Origin of the sequence: Peribacillus sp. NPDC058075, from assembly GCF_042885195.1 — a bacterium.
Classification (GTDB): domain Bacteria; phylum Bacillota; class Bacilli; order Bacillales; family DSM-1321; genus Peribacillus.
In genome coordinates this window covers 478847-503881 of sequence record NZ_JBHVSL010000001.1, presented here as the reverse complement: position 1 = coordinate 503881, position 25035 = coordinate 478847, and the positions used below count along the sequence as shown (strand labels likewise).

26 protein-coding genes and 1 pseudogene are annotated in these 25035 nt (G+C 41.2%); 8 read left to right on the top strand and 19 right to left on the bottom strand.

Annotation, left to right across the window (positions count from 1 at the left end; translation table 11 throughout):
• Positions 1-72: 72 nt before the first annotated feature.
• A complete protein-coding gene (locus tag ACFVS1_RS02610; RefSeq protein WP_101222983.1) occupies positions 73-807 on the top strand; it encodes an SDR family NAD(P)-dependent oxidoreductase in 735 nt (244 codons plus the stop codon).
• Positions 808-893: 86 nt separating this feature from the next.
• Here ACFVS1_RS02610 and ACFVS1_RS02605 read toward each other — a convergent pair whose 3' ends face one another.
• From ACFVS1_RS02605 to ACFVS1_RS02535, 15 genes are all read right to left on the bottom strand, one after another.
• Positions 894-1379, bottom strand: coding sequence for a DedA family protein (locus tag ACFVS1_RS02605; protein ID WP_137018105.1), 486 nt, complete (start codon positions 1377-1379; stop codon positions 894-896).
• A gap of 233 nt (positions 1380-1612) precedes the next feature.
• Positions 1613-2161 carry a signal peptidase I gene (lepB, locus tag ACFVS1_RS02600; RefSeq protein ID WP_241592588.1) on the bottom strand — a complete coding sequence of 183 codons (549 nt, stop codon included), beginning with the start codon at positions 2159-2161 and terminating at the stop codon, positions 1613-1615.
• A gap of 95 nt (positions 2162-2256) precedes the next feature.
• A complete protein-coding gene (locus ACFVS1_RS02595; RefSeq protein WP_387545029.1) occupies positions 2257-2640 on the bottom strand; it encodes a DnaJ family domain-containing protein in 384 nt (127 codons plus the stop codon).
• A gap of 95 nt (positions 2641-2735) precedes the next feature.
• The gene (locus ACFVS1_RS02590) at positions 2736-4463 is read right to left on the bottom strand and encodes an immunoglobulin-like domain-containing protein (protein WP_387545028.1); all 1728 of its coding nucleotides are present in this window, start codon (positions 4461-4463) and stop codon (positions 2736-2738) included.
• 180 nt (positions 4464-4643) lie between these two features.
• The gene (locus tag ACFVS1_RS02585) at positions 4644-5057 is read right to left on the bottom strand and encodes a DUF4064 domain-containing protein (protein WP_387545027.1); all 414 of its coding nucleotides are present in this window, start codon (positions 5055-5057) and stop codon (positions 4644-4646) included.
• Positions 5058-5222: 165 nt separating this feature from the next.
• On the bottom strand, positions 5223-5387 hold the full coding sequence (locus ACFVS1_RS02580) for a hypothetical protein (protein WP_387545026.1): 165 nt from the start codon (positions 5385-5387) through the stop codon (positions 5223-5225).
• A 159-nt stretch (positions 5388-5546) separates the two neighbouring features.
• Positions 5547-6992, bottom strand: coding sequence for a uroporphyrinogen-III C-methyltransferase (cobA, locus tag ACFVS1_RS02575; protein WP_387545024.1), 1446 nt, complete (start codon positions 6990-6992; stop codon positions 5547-5549).
• Between the two features lie 14 nt (positions 6993-7006).
• Complete coding sequence (locus tag ACFVS1_RS02570) at positions 7007-7822, bottom strand: uroporphyrinogen-III synthase (protein WP_387545022.1); 816 nt, start codon at positions 7820-7822, stop codon at positions 7007-7009.
• A 512-nt stretch (positions 7823-8334) separates the two neighbouring features.
• Positions 8335-8607 (bottom strand): hypothetical protein, encoded by a 273-nt coding sequence (locus tag ACFVS1_RS02565; RefSeq protein ID WP_387545020.1) that lies wholly within the window; start codon positions 8605-8607, stop codon positions 8335-8337.
• A 139-nt stretch (positions 8608-8746) separates the two neighbouring features.
• Positions 8747-9457 carry a DsbA family oxidoreductase gene (locus ACFVS1_RS02560; protein ID WP_352925502.1) on the bottom strand — a complete coding sequence of 237 codons (711 nt, stop codon included), beginning with the start codon at positions 9455-9457 and terminating at the stop codon, positions 8747-8749.
• 74 nt (positions 9458-9531) lie between these two features.
• A complete protein-coding gene (locus tag ACFVS1_RS02555; protein WP_063232644.1) occupies positions 9532-9987 on the bottom strand; it encodes an RrF2 family transcriptional regulator in 456 nt (151 codons plus the stop codon).
• A 145-nt stretch (positions 9988-10132) separates the two neighbouring features.
• Positions 10133-10897: a TIGR03943 family putative permease subunit gene (locus tag ACFVS1_RS02550; RefSeq protein WP_387545018.1), complete on the bottom strand. Its 765-nt coding sequence runs from the start codon at positions 10895-10897 to the stop codon at positions 10133-10135.
• Entirely contained in the window at positions 10897-11907 is a 1011-nt protein-coding gene (locus ACFVS1_RS02545; protein WP_387545016.1) for a permease, read from the bottom strand. Before ACFVS1_RS02545 ends, ACFVS1_RS02550 begins: the two co-directional genes overlap by 1 nt.
• A 117-nt stretch (positions 11908-12024) precedes the next feature.
• Positions 12025-12693 (bottom strand): YdeI/OmpD-associated family protein, encoded by a 669-nt coding sequence (locus tag ACFVS1_RS02540; RefSeq protein ID WP_387545015.1) that lies wholly within the window; start codon positions 12691-12693, stop codon positions 12025-12027.
• Between the two features lie 252 nt (positions 12694-12945).
• A complete protein-coding gene (locus ACFVS1_RS02535; protein WP_387545014.1) occupies positions 12946-13701 on the bottom strand; it encodes an SDR family NAD(P)-dependent oxidoreductase in 756 nt (251 codons plus the stop codon).
• A gap of 358 nt (positions 13702-14059) precedes the next feature.
• Between ACFVS1_RS02535 and ACFVS1_RS02530 the strand changes: the two genes are divergently transcribed.
• Together ACFVS1_RS02530 and ACFVS1_RS02525 are read left to right on the top strand one after the other, a co-directional pair.
• Entirely contained in the window at positions 14060-14656 is a 597-nt protein-coding gene (locus ACFVS1_RS02530) for a TetR/AcrR family transcriptional regulator (RefSeq protein ID WP_352925494.1), read from the top strand.
• A gap of 351 nt (positions 14657-15007) precedes the next feature.
• Positions 15008-15511: a DinB family protein gene (locus ACFVS1_RS02525; RefSeq protein WP_387545013.1), complete on the top strand. Its 504-nt coding sequence runs from the start codon at positions 15008-15010 to the stop codon at positions 15509-15511.
• A gap of 211 nt (positions 15512-15722) precedes the next feature.
• Here ACFVS1_RS02525 and ACFVS1_RS02520 read toward each other — a convergent pair.
• From ACFVS1_RS02520 to ACFVS1_RS02510, 3 genes and pseudogenes are all read right to left on the bottom strand, one after another.
• Positions 15723-16428: pseudogene (locus ACFVS1_RS02520) on the bottom strand (carbon-phosphorus lyase complex subunit PhnI); the annotation flags it as partial.
• Positions 16410-17027, bottom strand: coding sequence for a phosphonate C-P lyase system protein PhnH (gene phnH, locus ACFVS1_RS02515; RefSeq protein WP_387545011.1), 618 nt, complete (start codon positions 17025-17027; stop codon positions 16410-16412). The pseudogene ACFVS1_RS02520 and the gene phnH, both read right to left, overlap by 19 nt.
• Before the next feature lie 256 nt (positions 17028-17283).
• Positions 17284-18150 (bottom strand): PHP domain-containing protein, encoded by an 867-nt coding sequence (locus ACFVS1_RS02510; protein WP_387545009.1) that lies wholly within the window; start codon positions 18148-18150, stop codon positions 17284-17286.
• A gap of 825 nt (positions 18151-18975) precedes the next feature.
• On the opposite strand from ACFVS1_RS02510, the gene guaC reads away from it, so the two are divergent.
• Entirely contained in the window at positions 18976-19959 is a 984-nt protein-coding gene (gene guaC / locus ACFVS1_RS02505) for a GMP reductase (RefSeq protein WP_241589051.1), read from the top strand.
• A 48-nt stretch (positions 19960-20007) separates the two neighbouring features.
• Here guaC and ACFVS1_RS02500 read toward each other — a convergent pair whose 3' ends face one another.
• Complete coding sequence (locus tag ACFVS1_RS02500) at positions 20008-20349, bottom strand: zinc ribbon domain-containing protein YjdM (RefSeq protein ID WP_352925486.1); 342 nt, start codon at positions 20347-20349, stop codon at positions 20008-20010.
• Between the two features lie 156 nt (positions 20350-20505).
• Between ACFVS1_RS02500 and ACFVS1_RS02495 the strand changes: the two genes are divergently transcribed.
• The 4 genes from ACFVS1_RS02495 to ACFVS1_RS02480 all read left to right on the top strand — a co-directional run bounded on the left by ACFVS1_RS02495 (position 20506) and on the right by ACFVS1_RS02480 (position 24994).
• Positions 20506-21195: a response regulator transcription factor gene (locus ACFVS1_RS02495; protein WP_387549181.1), complete on the top strand. Its 690-nt coding sequence runs from the start codon at positions 20506-20508 to the stop codon at positions 21193-21195.
• A complete protein-coding gene (locus ACFVS1_RS02490; RefSeq protein WP_352925484.1) occupies positions 21192-22196 on the top strand; it encodes a sensor histidine kinase in 1005 nt (334 codons plus the stop codon). Before ACFVS1_RS02495 ends, ACFVS1_RS02490 begins: the two co-directional genes overlap by 4 nt.
• A 100-nt stretch (positions 22197-22296) precedes the next feature.
• On the top strand, positions 22297-23058 hold the full coding sequence (locus tag ACFVS1_RS02485; protein WP_387545006.1) for an ABC transporter ATP-binding protein: 762 nt from the start codon (positions 22297-22299) through the stop codon (positions 23056-23058).
• Positions 23048-24994: an FtsX-like permease family protein gene (locus tag ACFVS1_RS02480; protein ID WP_387545005.1), complete on the top strand. Its 1947-nt coding sequence runs from the start codon at positions 23048-23050 to the stop codon at positions 24992-24994. Before ACFVS1_RS02485 ends, ACFVS1_RS02480 begins: the two co-directional genes overlap by 11 nt.
• Positions 24995-25035 lie beyond the last annotated feature (41 nt).

Genomic DNA, 25035 nt, shown 5'->3' with positions numbered 1-25035 from the left:
TTGATAATATAACTTTTGAACTATGCTTGAACATATATTCATCGTTATAACAACAAATTAGGAGTGATCATGATGGGAAGATTGACTAATAAAGTAGCCATTATCACTGGCGGAGCATCTGGTATGGGCAGGGAAATGGTTGACCTATTCACAAAAGAAGGAGCACAAGTCATTGCTGCTGATATCAATGAAAAAGCTGTAGCTGTTGTGAATGAATTGGATAACGTCCACGGAGCCGTACTTGATGTATCCTCAGACGAAAGCTGGAAAAAAGTGACGGATGAAGTTATCGCTAAATTTGGCAAGATCGACATATTGGTTAACAATGCCGGCATCTCAACGGAAAAAGGCATTAACGATACGTCATTGGCCGATTGGCAGCTAATGTTAAGCATCAATGGATTTGGACCATTCCTTGGAATGAAGCATGTTGTTCCTTACATGGCTAAAGAAGGTAAAGGCGCAGTCGTGAACATTTCTTCCTTTACTGCTCAAATCGGAATGGGCTTAAACTCTTATTCTGCTTCAAAAGGTGCCGTTCGTGCTATCTCCAAGGCTGCCGCAACGCAATATGGCCGCATGGGTGTCCGTGTCAATGCTGTATTCCCTGGTATCATCGAAACACCAATGACTCAAAAATTAGAAGAGTCAAAAGAGTTAGTGAACCAAATGATCAAGGCAACACCATTACAACGCTTGGGTCAGCCGGCGGATATTGCAAATGCCGTGCTTTATCTAGCATCCGATGACGCTTCATACGTAACTGGTGCCGAGCTTGTCATCGATGGCGGATACTCAGCTCAATAAATATAGGCAGAAATGGAAAAAACCGTTTCTGGAATCCAGAAACGGTTTTTTCTGATTCAATAAAGAAATTTTGAAGTTGAAATGAGTTAAGTTAATACACCAATGAAATAGCCAAAAGTCGTAAATACCAAACACCAACTGAAAGCCCCTGCTCCGGCAAAGATAAAGTACTTTCGTTTCCCCATTCCATTCATGCCGGAAATGTAACTGGCGAAGTGACGGACTCCTGGGATGAAATAGGCTATGATAATGGTCCATGGACCGTATTTATTGAACCATTTCTCCAATTTTTCCAACCTCGCGGGGGTCATTTTGATCCACTTACCATACTTCCTCAAAAATGGCTTCCCTACCTTTTTCCCGATGAAATAACTGAAAAGCATTCCGGATATCGATCCAAGGAAACTGACAAGGAATGCTCCCTGGACATTCAAAACGGAAATGGATGACAAATAGCCGACAAAAGTCATCATGAACTCATCAGGAACCGGCAAGCCAATTATCCCAATGGCCAACAGCCCATATATTGCGAAATAACCATAGTTTGATATTAAATCCTTTACCATATCCATCTATAGTACTCCATCTCAGCACCCTTTTTTAAAGTAATCCAATTTCTAATGCGGGCCTGGGTAACGTGATTACTTCTTTTTAATAGGATAACCTAATTTAACCCAAATGAGTTGATTTTCATAAAAAAAGATAAAAAAAGTAGAATCGACACGTTTTTTGTTGAAAAACCTGTATGACAATGGAATGAAAAACGCAACAAAAAAGCGGACTCTAAACCTGAGTCCGCTTCTTCTTATTTCACAATCTTTATTTCATTGATCGGCCAATACACTAGATTCGCCTTGCCTACAATTTCATCGACGGAAATCGTACCGATTTCACGGCTATCCAAACTATTTTGGCGATTGTCCCCCATAAGGAACAGCTGACCTTCCGGCACAGTCATGCTGCCTGTAATATCTTCGAGCTTGAAGGATTCAGTCAGCGGCACCCCTGCCATCTGATTCTTATATTTGTCCAAGTATGGTTCTTCATAAGCTTTCCCATTAATATAAAGCGTATCATCTTTATATTCAATATGGTCACCTGGCAGACCGATCACTCTTTTTATATAATCTTTATCGACCGTTGCATGAAAAACGACAATATCAAACCGGTCGATATTATCGATATTCGTTCCAAACTTGGTAAGAACAATTCTTTCGTGGTCTTGCAGAGTCGGCATCATTGACTCACCGTCCACAACAATCGGTGCAAAAATATACGTTCGAATTAAAAAAGCTAGAATGACTGCAATCAATATCGCTTTTATCCATGAAAAAACTTCTTTTCTATTTTCCAATCGAAGTCCCTCTCTCTGTTTTTTTATTCATGCCATTATATCATAATCCTTTAATGATCACGTCATACAAATACCCACATTTTACACATTATCAATTACTTCCATTTTTCATATTGGATATCGATGCTTTCCAACTCTATTTCCCTACGTTGCATTTTGGCTGGACAAATCGCATTATATGTATGGACTTTCTCATTTATTTCATCCATTCGTTTCATTATTTCAGATTCAGGTCCATTCATTTTTTTCAATCGAACTAATCCGGATAGCTCTTCCCGAATTTCTTTTTGCCATTTTATCCAAAGCGGAAGGTAGCCGGCATCCTTTGCCTTTGTCAAGAAATTGTCATATATATTTCCCGATAATGCCGACTCCGGAAGCGGCTTTCCAAAGCCAGGATTATTCTTCAATCCGCCGTCACGTTCATATTCCTTATAAATCTGATCCATCCAGTTTACATGCCCGTGTTCTATGCCCATAAACAATCCCCCTTCAGATCACTTCATATTACATCTATTTACAATTATAACATTTTTATCAATATCGACTCCACCCTGAAGGACACTTTCTACTATTATATATGCATACCTTTCAGCCAAACACATTCAGACATCAAAAAAGGATTCCCTATGGCGGGAATCCTTTTTTGCCTTCTATTTAACTGTAATTTTCCTTTTACTTCTGCCTTGTTCTTCGATTTATCCGTAACTGTGTAAGTCAATGTATAGGTACCTTTTTTATTCGTATTCACAGTCCCTGTTATTTTGACCTTACTTGTTAAACTCCCATCAAGATTATCTTTGGCAGAAACACCTGATTTAGGGTTGAATGTCGAATAATGGCCAACTGTTTTACTATTGGCTCCCGAGATGACTGGCTTTGTGCCATCTATCGTGATCTTCCTTGTAACTGTCGCAGTATTTTTCGAGGAATCAATGATTGTATACTTTAATGTATACGTTCCCTTTTTCTTCGTATTCACGGTTCCTGTCACTATGATTTTACTTGTCATGTTGCCATCGACATTATCCTTGGCACTTACTTTTGTTATTGGATTGAATGAAGAATTTAGTTTGATGGATTTATTCCCGGTACCTGAAATCACTGGCTTGACTTGATCATAAACCGTTATTTTCCTTGTGACCTTGGCAATATTCCCAGCCTTGTCAGCTACCGTATAAGTCAAATTATAGGTGCCCACTTTCTTGGTATCCACCTTACCTTCAACACGTATGGCACTCGTTAAGTCACCATCTTTATCATCCTTCGCCTTTATGCCGGTTTTAGGGTTGAAAGTTGAGTTGAATGGAATTGATTTACCGGCAGCCCCTGAAATCACTGGCTTATCCGTATCCTTGACAATCGATGGACTATTGGAGATGTAAGCCGATGAAACATACCCCTTAATACTGTTGTCTTCCGTTTGTACGGGGTAAAAGACAAATTTATTTCCCTTAGATTCGTGATAGTCAAAATTCCCTGTGATGATCAAGCTGGTATTTGGCGGAACAGTTACTGCACCTGCCGTAGTGCTTATTTCTTTCCTGATATTAGCGCTCGATGTTGTCACCACTTTGTCTCCTGCCTTGAACCAATAAACAGAGTCATGCGTTTGAACTGTCAGTGTATATTCAAGGTTTTTAAAGACGATATTTTCAGTGCTGTCCCGATCATATTGAAAGTCCGAAGTTTTGAATGGGTATTTTGCCAGTTTTGCATCATTCAAATAACTTTGGTTTTCTATCTCAGCAAAAACTTCCTCTTGGTAGGCATTCGCATTTATTTTCCCGTTTTCCTTGTAAAGAGGACTGTTCACCGGTTTTGTCCCATTGTAAGCCATGACAGGGAAATACCAATTTTCGTTGACCCTGCGTCCGGCATCTTTGATCTTGGGCGAATCCCTTCTTGAATATATGCCACTCAGGACCTCGACGCCTGCCTCGATATTGTAGACAATATCATTTTCCAGCTTTTTCTGGTCATATCCAGTTTTATTGGTAAGCTGCAATAGGCCGATACCGCCATCGTCAGATTTAATCGGTTTACCGTCCTCATTAAATTGCCTCCAATCCCCGTTTTCCTGCGTAGCCACCGCTTTTACCACTTCAGGGGGGATTTCAGCCTCTATTGCCGCATTCGTCAGTAAGCAGTTCATCTGCTTATGGGAAGGATTTTCATTGGGTTGAATCTCACCGAATGATGAACACGCATTGGTTATACCAGACTCCGCAAAAGCCTGTCCATTGAACAAACCGAGGGTTAAACAGGTCAGTACCCCAACCTTCATTAAAGGTATCTTCATTGATCGAACTCCAGAATATTTATATTTAAATCTATAATAATAGTAACATGATAGACTGGTGATTACAGGTATAAAAAGGGATATTACCCTAAAATATCCTTACACCAAGAAAAAGGAGCTTACCCGCATTATCGGGCCAGCTCCTTTCTTTCAAATCACAGAACTATGTATGGTGTAGGATCATTCAATCACTTCCACCGTATCCCTCGGCTTCCTTACAAGGCACATGATTCCCGGTACGATGAAGAAGATAAGCGGCCAAACATGAAAGATCGTCAGAATGCCCGTAATGATCAATAAGATTCCGGCTCCCTTCGCTTTGCCGCCCTTTAATAGAAAGATAGCGATCAAACCGCCTGCCAAGGCAATGAACAGCGATATGATCCCAGCCCATAATAAGCCCATGAAAAATTTGACTGACATATCAATTTCAGATGAGGAAAACTCCTGAGAATCTGTCATTAATGAGTAGTCCACCATTTCTTTTAAATCGATACTGTTGAGATAAACGGCCGTAATGATCGTCACGATTAAAAAAATTGCAGCGATGCTCACGCCTATGATACTTAATACGTATTCCCATGTCCGTTTCATTTGCTTCGCCTCCCTGGAAAAGTCACTTATATATAATACCCAATCTGGGAAGGAATAAAAGACTTTTACTCTTTACTCCTCAAAATCTTACGAGCGTCCATTTGGCAAGGTTAATCCAAGCTATAACTCGCAAACAGGAAACCGAACCGGAGATACGGCAGTCACTCATCCTTCTTTTCGTTCATGTAATTCATCTCTTTTATTTTCAAGGTTATTTATTTTTGTCATATGTTTTATAAAGAAACGGATCGACTTCACGACCATTACGAATAGCAGAACCAGTAGGGCTAGGTAGAAGAATTGCCATAAAATATCAACAATATTAAACATTACGTCTCCCCGTGTCTTTGAATGGTAAACATCAATTCTCTCATTTTCCAGTTATGTCCCGTAATGATAACACGATTGGCCATAACACTGAATGTAAACAACATTCCTATAGAAAAACGAAACCCCTCCAAAGGAAATAGACTCTGGTTTTATCAGAGCCTAAAAAACATTCCTATTCACGATCAACTCCACCAATTGTTCGACAGACGGTTCATTGGGCATCATATCCAACGTAAATCCATAGTCTTGAAGTCTATTGCCGGTACTTTCCCCGATCACCCCGATGGAGGCTTGATTTAGCAGCCCTTCAATATCCACGTCTGCCTTGTTCCCATATTGCATCAGCATATCAACAGAATGCCGATTCGAAAAAAGTACCGTTCCGACCGCTTTCCCATCCAACATTCTCGGAAAGATTTCAAGGAATCTTTCATCGACAAATTTAGCGATTGATTGAATATAGTCTCCGTCCCCATGAGCCGAATCTCTAAGATCCCTGTTTCGATCTCCAACAACCAACAGGGTTCCGGCTTCTGCCATCTCGGATTTGAGCTCGGCCGTCAGTCCCCGTTGCTGTAAAGCCTTTTTTGATTTCCTTGATAATACATATAACTTAGAAGAAATCCGGCGGAAATCAATAGCATGTTCTGTGAGAGAATCCAAGAATCCATGGACACTTTCGGGCGAAGTGAAGAGTATTCGATCATACGAAAGAAAAGAGAGCAGCTGACTTTCTTCTATTTTCACTTTTGCCGCATTCCATTTAGGAAACTCGATGACTTCGCCGCCAAGTTCATGCAGGGCTTCGGCCAAGGAACTCTTTGCCGTTCCGGTCCGGGCCACTAAAAACCGCTGTCCATATAGTGGCTTCTTTTCGAACCATTGCAGTTTTCCCCTTAGTGAAATGATATCCCCGACCAAGGTGATCGCAGGATTGCCAAGCGACCTTTCACTTACCCTTTCGACGATATCATCCAAGGTCCCCTCGACACTTTCCTGTCTTCCATATGTCCCCCATTGAATGACGAGTGCCGGCGTGTTCCCCGCCTTTCCATGATTGATCAAATTTTCACGGATATACGGAAGATTGGCCACACCCATATAAAAGGCAACCGTATCTATACTAACAAGCCCGTTCCAATCTATATCCTTCTTCGTTCGGTCATGGCCCGTCACCATCGCAAAGGAGCGTCCGTAATCCCGATGTGTGACGGGGACTCCTGCGTACATGGATGCAGCAATGCTGGACGTAACCCCCGGAATCACTTCGAATGGGATTCCCTCATCCTTCAACGATTCCGCTTCTTCCCCGACTCTTCCAAAAACGGCAGGATCACCGCCTTTCAAACGGACGACCCGATGCCCTGCGAGTGCTTTGGAAACTAGCAGCTCATTGATTTCCCCTTGACTGATGCCAATAGTATAAGGTGTCTTTCCGCAATATATCAATTCACAATCGAAGGTGGCAGCGTCCAACAGTTTGGGATTTAGCAATCGATCATATAAAATGACGTCCGCTTTTTCAATCGCTTTTTGACCTTTGACGGTAATCAGGCCCACATCTCCCGGACCTGCACCCACAAAATAGACCTTGCCCTTGGTCATGCTGCACCTCTCCCCTATCTGCTTGCTATTCCCTGATAATATTTCACCAGCTCCACCATTGCACTGCCCATCCGTTGATCTTCAGGATAAATGACACGCTCGATCCCTTCATCGATTACCACCTGTGCCGTTACCTTCCCGACCGCAAGAGCAATTACATCTGATGCAAACAGGTCGGCTATCTTATCCTCCACACCTTTTTCACGGACAAATCTCATTAAATTTCGCGGCTGCGGTGCACTCGTGAACACAACCGAATCGATTTTGCCTTCAAGGAGTTCTTGGATCAGCTGCTGCATCGTTTCTTTTTCGGGCGGTATATGTTCATATGGCAGGATTTCTTTATGCTCTACTTTTTGCTCATCCAACCAGTTCATCAAAAGTGGCGCCGGATCGCCGTGAAGCTGCAAAGCGACCTTTACACCACCTGGCAGATGGCCTTCCAGATTGCGAACAAGCCCTGCCGTACTCCCATCATCATCACGGATTAATGGCTGCAGGCCAAGCTTTTTCAGCATATTCACCGTTTTATAGCCCCTGGCTGCAATCTTCATAGACTGCAAGGCTTCTATGAAACGATCTCCCGCTTCCATCTTCACGGCCGTTTTATATAATAATTCCGTCCCCACTCCCGTCGTGAGGATAATCCAATCGAACTCCCCTTCCATCAACCGGGTTACATCTTCTTCCAAATGGGAATCATCAAGGAATACTGTCCCCTGTGCTGGGCGAACGAGCGGAACTCCCCCAAGATTTTGAACGATTTTACTAAGTTCTTCCGTCTTCCTTGCTCCCAATAAAGCAACGGTCCTGCCATTAAGCTTACTCATCCATGCCCCTCCTATATGTACATTCAATTAAATCCATCTCACCCATTATACAAATTTTCAGTCTTTGAAACTATAAAAAACCAATTCCAAATCAAAATCCAACGCTTTTTCTTTCTTTTATCCTATATAAATTCAAAGGAAAAAGTGGATTGGCAGCCTTTTTCTTCTTATTAGTCTCACCCTCGTAAGTTTGGAGGGAATACTCGTGAGTTTCGAGCGTTTACTCGTGGTTTCGAGCTTTTACTCGTGAGTTTCGAGCTTTTACTCGTAAGTTTCGAGCTTTTACTCGTGAGTTTCGAGCTTTTACTCGTGAGTTTCGAGCTTTTACTCGTAAGTTTCGAGCTTTTACTCGTGAGTTTCCAAGGAAGTAAATCTTGACCTGGCGTTCCACTCCAAGTTGTATACTGCCCTCATCATTAAAAAAATAATTATGAAATGGGATGTAGTATGTCTGAACACCGGCAATAAAAAAGCTGCCATCAGGACAGCTTTTTTCAACGATTTGCCTTTTGTTAATTCTTGTTAAGTGCCCTTTGGGCAATATGCATCTGTTCTTTTTTTACAAAAACATCATATTGAGTGGTTTCATGGCGATTCTGAATTCTTTCGGAGCCTAAATTCATAGGCGTTTTCGTTTTGAATTGTACCCCTTCCCTTTCCAACTTCGCAACCGCCTTAAAATAATTTTCGTTCCCGAATGCTGAATAAATACATGTCCAATATTTATAGGAAATTAGTTTGGCAGTTACTGCACATGCAATCACGAAGACTAGTATTCCAATCATTATATACACCTTTTAGCTCCCTTTCATTTCGGACTTTTTTGAAAAGCCATCCTGTACACTATATTCTTTGCCATATATAACATTTCCTTTTTAATTAAAAAGGAGACCCCAGTTTCGGGTCTCCTCCTTCATATCTTCATTATTTTTCCGGCACGTTACAAGTACCGTCCGTACAAGCGTCACCTGTTGCTGGATCATTCACGATCGTAAGCGGATTTTCCTCAGCCCATACTTTTTTTAGCGTATCCAGGAATGCTTCTGGCGGCTGGGCACCAGAGATTCCATACTTGCGGTTAATGACGAAGAATGGCACGCCTGTAATTCCAAGCAGGCTTCCTTCTTGCTCATTTCCCCTAACCTCTGCCGTGAATGCCGTTCCTGCCAGCATGGCCTCCGCCTCGGACTTTTCAAGGCCAACCTCTTCTGCCAAACTAGCCAATATAGCGTGATCGCCAATATGTTTGCCTTCCGTAAAGTAAGCTTTAAATAGGCGTTCATTCATTTCATTCTCTTTACCTTTTGATTCAGCAAAATGCATCAAACGGTGGGCATCGAATGAATTCGTTAAGACCACTTTGTCCAAATGATAATCGAGTCCCAATTCTTTGGCTTGTTGAGTCAGGTTCTGGCTGTTCGCTTCCACCTGCGCTTGAGACATGCCGTATTTCTTGGCCAGCATTTCATTTTGAGTCATGTTGATATCCCGCTCAGCCTCTGGATTCAACTCAAAACTGCGAAATGAAACCTCTACCTGATCTTTATTTTCGAACTGCTTTAACGCCTCTTCGAATCGACGCTTTCCTATATAACAGAACGGACATTGATAATCCGACCAAATTTCCACCTTCATGTAAATACCTCCTAGTTTTAAATGCAATTACACTAAGCACATTATATAATCCTGGGTATCCTCTTGCAAGGATATTACCCTAGACACTCATTTTCAAAATTGGTGAAGTCGACTTTTTTCATGAATTCTTCCAATGTATACCCCTTTAGCAGGCGCAATGTTTCCTTTTCGGCTTCGTTCATGATTTCCTCCAAAGCCGTATCCAGCTGCTTCCCGACTTCACCGCATTCGCTCGTTTCCATACAAACAAGACATTCAGGCCGTACCGCTTGATACACATCCGCCAAAGTCAGCTGAGACGCAGGCACCTTTAAGCTATATCCGCCTTCCCGTCCCTCCTTTGTTTCAACGATCCCCGCAGCTGCAAGCTGGGCCATCACCCTTCTTAAAAAAGTGGCGTGTGACTTCACCTTTAAGGCGATTGCCGAACTTGTCAGGAGCTTTTCGCTTTGTGCGAGCCAAACCAGAGAGTGAATGGCAATAGCGAAACGCGGCGGTCCGATTTGATTGTTCCGATTACCTGAAGACATGATTATCCCTCCTTACGCCCTATCCATGGTAAGGTCATTATACTATGTTACGTGCTCCTGAACAAATGGCGCCGTTTCCGTTTTTTCGACCGCAGTGCACGATTTTCCGGACTGGCAAAAGCATCTTTTGCCGGGTTTTCCAATTCTACTGAATGATTTGTACATTTTCATATAAATAAGCTTCTTCGGGTGCCTTTATTTTCTTCGACTCTTTTAAATCGATCACAGGTACGGGCTCCCCTTTATACCTTCCTTTTTTTAATGTCCCTGTAATCGTATACCAATCATTCGTCTTCATTCCTTCCACATTCCCGTTGACCATATATCCGTATAACGTCGCATCGACCACACAGCAGGACATGGAGAGGCGGGAGATGGCCATTTGTTTTTTCGTAAATGTATCCTCACGGTATATGAACCCCGAAATCTCTATTTCCTTCCCCTCGATCGTATCGAGGTTGTTCAGTAAATCATCCAGTACTTCAAAATAATTATCATCAGTTACCGAGATTTTCTCCCCATTCGCATGTTTCCCTGAATCATACGAGCTTACCAGCTGTGTCTGCTGGTTCGCCAGCCCCCTTTTCGCCAGTACTTCCCCGCTTAATGTAAAATCGGTCAAGATGAAGCCCAGAAGAATCGGAATGAAGAACAAACTATAATTCAGGACCAGTGCGGACGCGGAAGACTCTCCATTCGATCCGCAATCACAAGGATGTCCACCTTGTTTTTGTTTTTTCATTCGGATGAGGCTGATCACTAAAAAGGCAAAAAGCGCCGCCAATGCATATGGAATCATTTTGGGTGCAATCAATTTCGTTAAATATCCTGAAACATACAATTTAAAGATCATGAGACCCAGTCCAAGCAACAGCAATCCTTCAAGCCTCTGGATAAATAAACGTTTCATCAGAAGCCCCCCTTACTGATCAATCCACTTGCAATCAGGCATAGGCTGAAGACGATTGCGAAAACAAGCAGAACATACGTGACGACGAAGCTCCGTTTAAAACAGGACATCATGATCAGGACATTTTTCAAATCCAGCATGGGACCAAATACAAGGAAACCAAGTATGGAGCCTGGCAGGAAGCTATGGGAAAAGGAGGCCGCAACGAATGCATCGGCTGATGAACAGAGTGAAAGCAAAAATGCAATGCCCATCATCAATGCCGTGCCTTTTATTGGCGCCTGACCAATATCGGCCATTACGGACCGATCCATGAACACCTGAAATACACTGGCAAACAAGGCCCCGATGATAAAGTATCTGCCGACCATAAAAAACTCCTGTGAAGTATGTTCCATGAAGCTTGTCCATTTACTAGACTGAAGATCATGTACATGCCCGTGTACCAGTTCCTGCTTCTCCTCTTTCACCACATCTTTCGTGCTGAATATATGAATGAATAAACCTGCGATTATCGCCGTAAGGACACAAAGAATGATTCTTCCATATAGAATGGCCGGATTATTTTGGAACGCATAATAAGTTGAGCCAAAAACGATGACATTCAATATTGGGGCAGTTACGAGCAAAACAACACCTGCGTGGACCGGGACACCCTTTTGAATCAATTTCCGGACGACCGGGATGATCGCACATTCGCAAACCGGAATGATCAGCGCCGCCCCTATCGCGGCAAAAATGGCCGTCAGGGGTCTTTTTGGTATCATTCGCTGAGTGATTTCTTCACTGATGAACAACTGGATGAACGATGAGGCAATGGCCCCGAGGAACAGGAAAGGAATCGATTCTAAAAACAATCCCAAAAACACGACGAACAGAGAGTGAAGCATCGGGTAATCCGAGAAATCAATCGCTTTGGGAATGAAAACATCGCCTAGAAAAAAGAATGCAAGCAGCAATAACAGCAGTATCAATAACAGCAAATTTCCCGTGTAGCGTTTCAAAAGCATATTTAACCACCTCGCAAATCATAATTATTACGATTTAAGTTTGGATTCGGTCTAGTATATGCTTTTGATAGGATGAACAGTACAATAAAAAAAGAGAATGGAAGACATTCCCCACCCTCATTTATTTCTTCGATATAAATCCCTGCTCTTGTATCCTTCTCCTAAAATCGTTTTCATTTCCTGGCGCCGTTTCACTTGTGTCGCCACTTGTTTTGCACTATATACGTAACGGGCCCAATCCTTGCGGTACCCTGGGGTAAGTGAATGATAGAACGCAAGCAAATCAGGAGAATCCTGCAAATCTTTCTCAATTTCAGAAATCATTTCGATATAATCATCTACTGATTGGCTTGCTTTAATAGATGGACGGTTCCTATTTTTCGAATCTTCTTTCAGTCCGACTACCGTAAAGACATCATCCAACCCGACCATACGTGCAAACTTCAGGTCACTCGGGCCAACATAACCATCATCATCCGCACCAAGGCCTTGCATCAGATCATCACGATGAATATATGTAGCATATTCTTTATTACCTTTCTTGGGGTAAGCCAAATAAATATAGCCGTTTATACTCAATTGATTTTTCTCGATCACCTTATCCACGATTCCTTTTAAAGAATCCATATCCAATACAAAAGCAAATATAAGATCATAGGCAATTTCAGTAAGCTCTGTATCGTAATCCGGCAGCTCTGCTAAATAATCCGCCCCGGCTGGCAGATTCAAGACTGCCACCCTTTCATATTTATGTAAATTCAGTTTTTCTACTATTGTTTTAGCCATTGGCATTCACCATCCTCGTTCATTTTGTCTATCTTCAGTTTATAAGCTCCCCATTGCGTTAGCAACTTTTCTTATGGTTTCCTTATCCAAGAAAAAAAGGACGGGAAATAATTCTCCCGCCCTTTTTAAAATATTGGCTCTGAACACCGAAGGCTAAAGCACCTAGTAACACACCAATCGATCAGCCTCCCATTGCATTACCCGCAAATGTAACATCATACAAGCTAAGTAACGGATTTTTAGCCAATAAACTTAACGTAATTTAATGGAACCGCCATCAACCATGATTGTTTGACCAGTAATATAATCAGAATCCTCACTTGCCAGGAATACAGCTGTACGCCCAATGTCACTTTCAAGCTCACCAAGTCTTCTTAGCGGAATTTTGGCTAGCATGCTTTGATAATATTCTGGTTGTTCTTCTGCCCATTGAAGCATGCCAGGTGATTTGGCAATCGGGGAAATGATATTTACATTGATGCCGAATGGACCGAATTCATTTGCTGCAACACGGGTAATTCCACGGATTGCTTCTTTTGCTGCTGCATACGTACCTTGATTGACATCACCATTAATCCCGGCACCTGATGCAAAGTTAATGATTTTGCCCTGTGTTTCCTTTAAGTAAGGCAATGCGGCTTGCATGAGGTAGAAGGTTGGATAGAATCCAGTATTAAAGGATAAATCCAATTCTTTTTGTGTTGTGTCAGCAATGGAGGCCATTCGTGAAGCGTGTGCATTATTTACCAAGATATCGATTTTCCCGAATTTATCAGCCACTTCTTTAACGATTGAAGCCAATTTGTCATGCTCTGCTAGATTAGCTTGGATGAATATGGATTCTGGTTGATATTCTTGTAATTCTTTTATGGTTTCGTTCCCAAGCTCTTCATTTAAATCGATGATTGCCACTTTTGCTCCTTCTTTAACAAAAGCCATGGCCATACCTTTACCAATTCCGCCAGCTGCCCCAGTGATGATAGCGGTTTTCCCTTGAAGTCTACTCATTTTTCTATCCCCTTTTTAATACATGTATTTTTAAAATGCAACGGACTGCCTGTATGCATATAGCATTCAATCATGCTTTTTACATCAGTATTATGAATATGCACTTGAGCATGAACCCATAATATACAACGTTGACTTATAAGTCAATCAAAAAATGTATTCGCTAAAAAACGAGGAGAATCACCCTTTTCCATCGAAATTAGTTAGTGAATGATAAAAAGCCCCATCACTCACTATTTTTTATCATAAACTTATATGGTAGAGTGTTTATGAACAGAAAAATTTCCTACCGTTCTTTTTTTAAAATAAGCCATATGCAACAATGATGAAATATTATTCAGCAAGTGAGGAATCAACGATGGCTCCAAAAAATGATGAACAATTTAAGATAATCCGAGATCGACGCTATGAGGAAATCAGCAGTGCTGCACTGAAGATTTTCGCACGCAAGGGCTTTGCAGCAACAAAAATCAGCGATATTACTTCATCCGTGAATTTAAGTCATGGACTCTTTTACCATTACTTTAAATCAAAAGAGAATATTTATGTTTCCATTATCATGAACGTACTGGATATGTTTATTGAAACAGTGAATGAAGCGGAAAATAGAAAGGGCACACCTTGGGATCAACTGGTTTGGTTCACTGAACTTACTTTTTCCGGTTCACCAGAGGAAGCCTCGGACCGCCGTGTTCTTGTTAATGAAGCTCAACATTCTGACACGCTCTCTAATGAGATTAAACAAGAATTGAATCAAAAATATGCGGCAGCCATGAGAGGGATTGCCCGTATTATCAGTAAAGGACAGCAGGATGGAATTTTTGTGGATGGTGACCCATTGGAACTGGCCATTTACTTCATTTCACTTAATCAAGGACTTTTATTATGGAATTCAAAAGATATCCATCCCATTAAGGTTTCCGTTAACCAAGTAATGCGTCAATTACAGGCATAAACTTAAGTAATGTGCATAGGCATTAGGGTATCACGCTCCTGAAAAAATGATTCTCCTGGAAATACAGACCTGACACCAGATCTGTATTTCTTCCTCAAAATTATAAATACCAATGAAACATGTCTTTTCGTTGTACTATAAGAGATATCTTTTAACATTCTTTATTAAAATAGAAACCATGCTTCAAAACTATAGTGCCACACTCCTTCAATCATCATGAATTCACATTCAATCAGGTGTTTTTTCCGTAGTTTTTATACATTCTTTATGCAATCAGATATCCCTTTGTTTTTTCCTATATCAAAATTCAGTGATGCTTTCATATGGGAGTGTCACAAAAGGGGAGTTCTCATGAATTATATCGAGTATGATTTGCTATTTGAATCAAGAAAACAGTTAATTGAGGAAATTACGGAGCTGGATGAAAAAATGCTCCACCATAAGACTGTGCCTGAAGTATGGGGCATCGCCCAAATTTGCCATCATTTATATCTTACGGAACAGGTTTTTACAGAAGCTATAGCAAATGGCATTCGGGAAAGGGATTTTAATAATATCATTCAAAAAAACATTTACCTTGTTACTAATAGAAAAAAGAAATTCGTATCCCCTGACATCGTTTCACCCTCTTCAACCCCATTTCAATTATCGAGCCTTATGGATTTGCTGGGAGAATCAAGGGATCGATTATTACAGGTTCTTTATGATATGGATTCAGATATCTTGTTAAATAGAAAGAAAGCAAAGCATCCCCTGTTCGGGGACCTCTCATTGGATCAATGGATTGAATTATTATCCTTACATGAACAAAGGCATATCAAACAGATACAAGAAATAAAGTCCGCGCTTATATAAGCATTTCATGGCAATGACAACATTTAAATCGACTTCCAAACAAAGAGACCACTTCATTTTGTGGTCTTCTTTCATGCATTCTATGAAACAAACTCTACTTTCGGGGGCTACACCAATTGATAGATGGTCAGAACCCCTATTTCCCAATTCTAGCATCAAGATGATACTTTAAGTTTCCTTTTGATTTGTGTTGCGAAGATTTCAAGACAGATTGCTGACCTACCCGCAGCTCTCCTACTGTCGGGTGCAGTGCACCATCTCCACGAATGACTGCATAAGCAAGTGCTGTCACTGCACCGGTTTGGCCTCTAGTTAAAATTTGCAGGCGTTCACTCCGAGTTGAAGGGAACTCCAGACTCTTCCTTGTCACATCCCCAGGCTGCAAATCATTGTTTTCACAGCTTGCTAATAAGCCGCACTTCTTTATGTAGTCCAAAACTTTAGGCAGAGAGTTTAAATCATCCATATCGTTCTCATATTCCGTTGAACGATTTTCTTCTTGAAAAGCCCGTAACCAATCTTGAATGCTTATATCCGATTCATTTTTCAGCTCCGAATCTAGTAACCGATGTGTATAATCGGTCGTGGCACCTCAAATCTGCCCGCCAGGTACATCCTTAAAACTTGCTGAAATCCGCCTTTCCACTTTCATATTTTCAGAACTGATCACCCGTGAAACATGCTTTCGCGGCAAAGTGATCGATAGTTCCGGATTGCCTTCAGCCTGTTTAATGGCAAGTGCAGCCAGTGATTGATCATACAAACTGCTTTCTGACATAACCTGATCAATCAACCCTCTCATCCCAGCTTCTATCTTATGCAGCCATGGCCGTCCCTTTTTTGGCCCGTTCAAACTTTAAGCGTTTGATGGATTCTTCAATCGCCTTTGTACCGCCCTTTACTGCAACATATCCCATATCATCTCACCCCCATTTTCTCTGATTTGAGTCGTTCTCGGTAAGGCTATTAAACGATCTTGTTGATCCACAAAATACATATCGATTCCTAACGGGAATTCTATGTTTTTTTCGTTCCTTACACCAAGCCAGGCGGAGACATTCGGGAGGCTTATGAATGATTCGTCTTGAATTCCCGGTCCAGAAAGGATCATAGAGTCCCCTTTCGTTACATCCGGCACTTCTAGAATGATCATTGCAGATTCATGAGGGTTAAACAGATCTCCTACCTTTGCTTTAGTCAACGCTTCCTTCATTTGCTCCTCTGAGGCATCATGTAAAATAAAGATAAAATCCGCCTCAGGCAAATCGACAGGCTTTGAATAAGTAAGCTGATTGATCATTCTTGACACCGCCTCCCCCTCCTTTGCAATGACCTTAAAAGTCACTTCAGGGTCAAGTACAGTAAGTGCAAGCAGGATAGTAGAAGATAGGCATTCCATTTGAACATCCAAAGTCTTGGCTTCCCTCTCCAAAACCACTGAAGTTCCAGGCCTTGAAGTCGCCGTTACTAGCTTTCTATAAACAGTTTGTATATCATGAACTACATCCAAATTCATTGCTTTCCCCCCTCTTATTGAACATCCATTGTTTCAAAATTAACCTTGGTTCTTAAGATTGATCGATTCAGCTCTTGAAGATTTTTCTGTATATTCTTCTTCTCATTTTCTAAAACATGTGACCATGATCTCGTTTCGCCAAGACGAGCCATTACTGGTGAATTCGAGCTTTACTCGTGAATTCGAAGCATTTACTCGTGAGTTTCGTACTTTTACTCGTGAATTCAGAGCATTTACTCGTGAATTCGAGCGATATCTATACCACATCATTAATGGACATGCTTTTTTTCCTTGATTTCAAAGCATCCACACATTCCTTTCCAGGGCTCATACTGCCAAGACGAATCGGATTCTCCCCATAATCCCCATGAAAATCAGAACCTCCTGTCTTAATGAGATTATATTGATCTGCATATGAAATCGCTCTTTCCTCTTCTTCATGACCATGATGAGGGTGAAGAACTTCAATCCCTTCAAGCCCTGCTTCTACAAGCTCAGGAATAATTTCAAAGCTCCCGTATTGTCCTGGGTGAGCAAGGACCGGGACTCCTCCGGCAGCACGAATCGCCTTTACAGCCAGAATGGCATCGACATATTTCATAGGAATGAAGGCAATGCCTGGCTCTTCTCCATTTTGGCCGCGACTGAAGATTTTCTTATACAAATCTCCATAGATGGAATCCGTATACCCCGATTCCCTTAGCGCTAGCATAATATGCTGTTTATAAACACCGGTTCCTCCCCTGAATTTAGATACCTGATCCCATGTTATTCGGTAGCCTGCATGAATCAGTCGTTCCACCATTTTTTCAGAAGCTTCATTCCTTTTTTCAATCAATGGATTACAAAGCTCATTAAGTGCCTTATGACCAGGCTCAACAAAATAGCCCAAAATATGTACACGCCTGCCTCTTGCAAAGTCATAACCAGAAACTTCTATTCCAGGGATGATTTCAATTCCTATTTCCTTTCCCCGTTCCACCATCTCTTGCAATCTCATCGTTGTATCGTGATTCGTAATCGCTAAATGGCCAATTCTCTCCCTTTTTGCAACCTCCAATAGTTCTTCAAAAGAACTCGAACCATCTGAAATGTTCGTATGACAATGTAATTCAACCTTCATGCCAATCACTCCATTCTTTTTCGTTACCCCTTATCATTTTAACTTAGTGCCATGTCGGTCCCGTTAAGAAGATGTAAAAAAACGTAAAGGTGTAAAAGTCATACAGATTGGTGAAAATACTTAAGTATTTCAAGGCTGTAGACAAAAAAAACTAGTAGATTTCAGAAATCCGCTCCCTTTCCGCCGGCTGTCTGCCAAGCCTCCTCGCCTTAATCGTCTCGGGTATCGGCTAGCCAGGAATTCGGCAGGAGTGTCGCAAATTTCTTCCAACCATGAGTACAGTAAAAACCTGAAAGTAAACTAGTCTTAAATATGGTTCGGAATAAGACCACCCTGCAGTTTTTTCTTTTAAAAATTCCAATTGGTTGGAACGGAAGCCCAAGCCTCCTGCGGGAAAAGCGAGTACCCTACGTTCCAATCAACGTTCCCATTTTACAAACCAACAAAAAACTAGTTTGTAGACAAAAGAACACCTATCTTTTAACACAAAGTGGATTGAAAAGGAATGCGCGAAACTCCTGCGGGAAAAGCGTGGCATGGGAGACCCCGCAGGCATACGCCGAGGAGGCTCCCCCCCGCCCGCGGAAAGCGAGTGCCTGGAGTGGTAACCCAATTTTGTCGACAAACTGAAATACATTAGTAATTTTCTAATCATTCGTCTTTTTCACCTTCCTACGCTATTACGGATTTCCCATCAAGCTGATATAAAATCAAAATAAAACCAATAAAAATTTTGACTTACTGTCAAAAATGATGTACATTACCTAATGGGCGAACAATTTTTATATAAAAAGACAAAAATATTCGTATATAGAGGTGCATAACATGGAAAACGTGTTTGACTATGAAGATATTCAATTAATTCCTGCAAAATGTGTAGTAAATAGCCGTTCTGAGTGTGATACATCCGTTACTTTGGGTAAACATACATTCAAGTTACCTGTAGTACCTGCCAATATGCAAACAATCATTGATGAAAAGATTGCCATTTACTTGGCTGAAAACGGTTACTTTTATGTAATGCATCGTTTTGAGCCAGAAAAACGCCTGACTTTCATTAAAGACATGCATTCAAGAGAATTGATCGCTTCCATCAGTGTCGGCGTTAAAGACGAAGAATACGGATTCATCGAACAATTATCGAATGACAACATTGTGCCTGAATACATTACGATAGATATTGCACACGGACATTCCAATGCCGTGATAAAGATGATACAGCATATTAAAAAACATTTACCTGAAAGTTTTGTCATTGCAGGAAATGTAGGAACTCCTGAAGCAGTACGTGAATTGGAACATGCTGGTGCGGATGCTACTAAGGTGGGCATTGGACCAGGGAAAGTATGCATCACTAAAATCAAGACTGGTTTTGGAACGGGCGGCTGGCAATTAGCTGCACTTCGCTGGTGTGCAAAAGCGGCAAGCAAGCCAATCATAGCTGACGGCGGCATTCGCACGAACGGTGATATTGCCAAATCAGTTAGATTTGGAGCTTCAATGGTCATGATCGGTTCACTATTTGCCGGGCATGAAGAATCTCCAGGTCAAACGATCGAGAAAGATGGAAAGGCCTTTAAAGAATACTTCGGTTCAGCTTCTGAATTCCAAAAAGGTGAAAAGAAAAACGTTGAAGGCAAAAAGATGTTTGTCGAGCACAAAGGATCTTTGGAGGATACGTTGAAGGAAATGGAACAAGATCTTCAGTCATCCATTTCATATGCAGGTGGTACAAAGTTAGAGGCCATCAGGAATGTGGATTATGTGGTTGTTAAGAATTCAATCTTTAACGGCGACAAAGTTTATTAAGAAGTAATGTAAAAAAACGGCCTAATCAATGGATTAGGCCGTTTTTAATTATACCTTTTTAACAAATTGGGATTTTAATTTCATTGCACCAAAACCATCAATCTTACAATCAATATCATGATCTCCATCAACTAGACGGATACTTTTGACTTTAGTGCCCATTTTTAAGACGGATGAGCTCCCTTTCACTTTAAGATCCTTGATTACCGTAACCGTATCACCATCGTTCAAGGCATTTCCATTAGCATCTTTGATAACCTTCTTTTGATCGCCATTTTCCGTTTCCGCTTCCACCGTCCACTCGTGGGCGCATTCCGGGCAAACAAAAAGACTACCGTCTTCGTATGTATATTCTGAATCACATGCAGGGCAATTAGGCAAATCAGGCATAAATTCACTTCCTCCATTCATTATGCCAATATTAATATAATAATGGTTTACACACAACCAGTAGTCTATTACCTCCCCTGTCCCTCCCTTCCTCTAGAACCTATAAAGGTTTTACTATATACTTTTAAGAAAAAGCTGGAAAGTGCGGTGAACCCATTGTTTAAACTTCTATTGATAGAAGATGATACGACGTTATTCAATGAAATTAAAGATAGATTGGCGCAATGGTCTTATGATATTTACGGAATCGGTGATTTTAGTAGAGTGGTTCAGGAATTCACGGACATAAAACCTGATTTGGTCATCATTGATATACAGTTGCCGAAGTTTGATGGATTTCATTGGTGCAGAATGATCCGGTCCCATTCCAATGTTCCCATCATCTTTTTATCATCACGGGATCATCCGACCGACATGGTGATGTCCATGCAGCTTGGAGCTGATGATTTTATCCAGAAGCCTTTTCATTTCGATGTACTCATCGCGAAGATACAGGCCACCCTTCGCCGTGTCTATAATTACAATACGGAAAAGATCGAATTGAAAACCTGGTGCGGCGCCACCGTGGATTACGAGAAGAACACGGTATCGGCCGAGACGGGCACAATCGAATTGACGAAAAATGAAATTTTCATCTTGAAGAAGCTCATTGAACAGAAAAACAAGATCGTAAGCCGCGAAGAGTTGATCAACAGCTTATGGGATGACAAACGTTTCATAAGCGACAACACCCTTACAGTGAATGTGAACCGTTTACGAAAGAGGTTGGATGAATTGGGATTAGGGCATTTTATCGAAACGAAGGTCGGACAGGGCTATATCGCCGTAGAAGAGGCAAATGCATGATCAGAAAATATCTCGTGGAAAGGTTCAGCTGGATTACATTTTACATACTTCTTCATCTATTCATTATCTTTGTCGCTTATCTGGATTCGGCGATTCCGTTAAAACCAATACTGTATATTGTTTTTTTATCGTTGCTCATATTCAGTATGTTTTTGATATTCCGCTATAAAAAAGAAACATTTTTTTATAAAAGTTTAGAAATGCGGGAAGACAACCTGGATATTACGAATATAGCCGAACCAGAAAGCCCTTTCGAAAAAATCATAGAAAACAGCATCATTAACCAAACCGGAATATTGAAGCAATCCGCTGCAATTGGCCGAATGACTTTAGAGCAGGAGAAGGATGAATTATTATCTTGGATACATGAAGTGAAGACGCCATTGACGGCGATGCATTTAATGATTGACCGCTTGGATGATGAATTGCTGAAATCGCATTTGACTTATGAGTGGCTGCGCATTCACCTTCTTCTTGATCAGCAGCTCCATCAAAGGCGCATGCCTTTCATCGAAAATGATTTGTATATAGAGAAAACTGATTTGGAAACAATAATCTTTGATGAGATTAAAACGCTGCGATCATGGTGCATTCAAAAAGGGATCGGCTTCGACATACAATTGGATGTAACCGAAGTGCTTACTGATGCCAAATGGCTGGCCTTTATCACGAGGCAGCTCTTGACCAACTCCATTAAATACAGTGAAAACTCAGATATCATGATATATAGCCATGTCCAAGCCGGACAAACGGTTCTTGAAGTGCAGGATTCTGGACGGGGCATTGACCCAAAGGATTTATCCCGCATATTTGATAAAGGATTTACATCCACGACAAATCATCGTGACACTGCGGCAACTGGCATGGGTTTATATTTAACAAAGAATGCAGCCGAGTCCCTATTCATCTCCATTGATGTTAAATCAGAGCTTGGAACCGGGACGACCGTTACTTTGACCTTCCCAAAAAGAAATGATTTCGTGAATATCACAAGCATGTGACAAAAGTGTCACATGCTTTTATTCTTTGTTCGTCCAAACGAAGGAAAAGAAATACATGGCCTTTTATAATGAGGATATAGAAAAAAAGGAGTGTATCCAAATGAATATATTAGAAGCGAAAAAAGTCCATAAAAGCTATGGTAATAAATTCAATAAACAAGAAGTATTAAAGGGCCTCGATATAAGCATACAAGAAGGTGAATTCGTAAGTATCATGGGTGCGTCCGGTTCAGGAAAAACGACTTTGCTGAATGTCCTTTCCTCGATCGATAAAATCAACAACGGTACCATTACGATCGATGGAAAAGAGATTTCGGCGATGAAAGAAAAGAATTTGGCCGAATTCCGTAAGAACCATCTGGGCTTCATCTTCCAGGAATATAACTTATTGGACACACTGACTGTCAAAGAAAATATCCTTTTGCCCTTATCCATTACAAAAACGCCCGCTAATGAAGCGGCACAAAAGTTTGATAGCGTGGCGAAGGAACTGGGCATATATGAAGTGAAGGATAAATACCCAAATGAAATTTCCGGTGGTCAAAAACAGCGTACTTCTGCAGCACGGGCTTTCATCCATGATCCAAGCATCATATTTGCGGATGAACCGACTGGGGCGCTGGATTCAAAATCAGCTTCCGATTTACTGAACAAACTGAGTGAAATGAATCGAAAGCACAAAGCGACCATCATCATGGTAACCCATGATCCCGTGGCCGCCAGTTATTGCAGCCGAGTCATTTTCATTAAAGATGGACAAATCTATACACAATTGAATAAGGGGGAAGAATCCAGACAAACCTTCTTCAAGGACATCATGAAAACACAAGGTGTATTGGGAGGGGTTCAAAATGAGCATTAATCAACTCATCTTGCGAAACCTGAAGAAGAATCTGAAGAACTATTATCTGTATGTGTTTGCTCTGGTCTTCAGCGCTTCCCTTTACTTTGCTTTTGTCACCTTGCAATATGACCCATCGCTGGATGAAGCGGAGGGTACGGTGAAAGGGGCCGCCTCCATCAAGGCTGCATCGATCCTGCTTGTTGCGATTGTTTCCATATTCCTTTTATATGCCAATAGCATTTTCATTAAAAGACGCAGTAAAGAAATTGGTTTATTCCAATTGATAGGCATGACGAAGAACAGGATATTCCGTATCCTGAGTGTGGAAAACCTGATCCTGTATTTCTGTTCCGTATTCCTCGGAATCTTTGTAGGGTTTGCCGCTTCAAAATTGATCATCATGATACTATTTAAAATAATGGGTGTCGAGGCAATTGCGACTCTTACATTTTCTTTTCAGCCGCTTGTGCAAACCGTGCTCGTTTTTAGCGCCATCTATCTTTTAATCATGTTGATGAATTATGCCTTCATTAAAAGGCAAACCATTCTATCATTATTTAGAGTGACTTCAATGACGGAAGGAAAAGTGAAAAAGGTTTCGATGTTCGAAATGATCATCGGGATATTCGGGATCATCCTGATCATTGCTGGCTATGTCGTTTCATCCAAATTATTCGATGGAGCTTTCACACAGATGACCGAGCTTTTTATGGCCATGATCTTCATTTTGGCAACTGTCATCATCGGTACCTACCTATTCTATAAAGGATCCGTAAGCTTCATCTTTAATATTATCCGTAAAAAGAAAAATGGCTATTTGAACATCAATGAAGTATTGTCCCTTTCATCCATCATGTTCCGGATGAAATCGAATGCGATATTATTGACGATCATCACGACCGTTTCCGCTCTGGCGATCGGGTTATTATCATTAAGCTATATCTCCTACTACTCAGCTGAAAAAATGGCACAAAGCAGTATCCCTACCGATTTTTCGATGACCGATAAGGGAGATGCGGATACATTCAAAAAAGCTTTATCAGACAGTGAAATTGAGTATGACGAAAAGGTCATAGATGTCATTCAAGTGGATGTCAATGTTAAGGAAATAATGGAAACGAGCCTTGAAGGAGTGAACTTCGACCCGGATATCATGACCGTTCCCGTCATAAGTGATGAATCCGTTCAAGGAATCAACCTCGCCAAAGATGAGACCCTTTTCAGCGGATACAGTAATATGATGGAGAAGGTCATATCTTTGAAGGATTCCGGAAAGATTGAACTGAAAGGCAAAAATGAAGGGATTCCGCAAACATATATGGGATTGAAAGATGATACCTTCCTGCCCTATTACTTCACGAATGGCGGATTGCCTGTTGCCATTGTAGACCAAACGATATTCGACCGTTTGAAAAAGGATGTCGACCCGAAAATCCAAAAAGTATCATCCGTTAATATTGGCATTGATGTAAAGGATGAAGCTGAACTTGAAAAGGCGAATGATCTATTCAAAAAAATGAGTTTTAAAGAAGAACATGTGAATGATTCCCAATTTGAAATGTTCAACACCCAGAAGAAGAATATGGGCCTTATCATGTTCATCGTCGGCTTCTTGGGATTAACCTTCCTTATCACATCCGGCTGCATCCTGTATTTCAAACAAATGGATGAAAGTGAAGGGGAAAAATCCAATTATACGATCTTAAGAAAACTCGGATTCACGCGAGGTGACCTTCTAAGAGGAATCCAGGCAAAACAGGTTTTCAATTTCGGCATTCCTTTAATCGTCGGGCTGCTTCACAGTTATTTCGCAGTCCAATCAGGATGGTTCTTATTCGGAACCGAAGTTTGGACACCGATGATCATCGTTATGGCATTATACACGGCACTGTATTCGATCTTCGGAATACTATCCGTATTTCATTACAAGAAGGTCATCAAAGAATCTCTATAATTTCGAAGATACTCAAAGCTTCAAGGCCAATGAGACCTTGG